The 234-nt window shown below is 42.7% G+C and carries 1 tRNA gene; it reads left to right on the top strand.

The window, feature by feature from the left end:
* Positions 1-76 (top strand) — tRNA-Ala (locus tag Q4550_RS24115).
* Positions 77-234 lie beyond the last annotated feature (158 nt).

The raw sequence follows: 234 nt of genomic DNA on the forward strand, positions 1-234 counted from the left end.
GGGGCCTTAGCTCAGCTGGGAGAGCGCCTGCCTTGCACGCAGGAGGTCAGCGGTTCGATCCCGCTAGGCTCCACCAATTAATTTTAAAAAAAGTTGTTGACACTGACAAACGAATCATGATATGATGGTTTGGTCGCTGAAAACGACATTGAAAGAAAAATTGATCTTTGAAAACTGAACGAAACGCCATGTAAGTAGTTGTTTCTACGGAAACAAAACATTGTTTTAAAAGCT

This window comes from Anaerobacillus sp. 1_MG-2023 (assembly GCF_030547345.1).
Lineage (GTDB): Bacteria > Bacillota > Bacilli > Bacillales > Guptibacillaceae > Guptibacillus > Guptibacillus hwajinpoensis_B.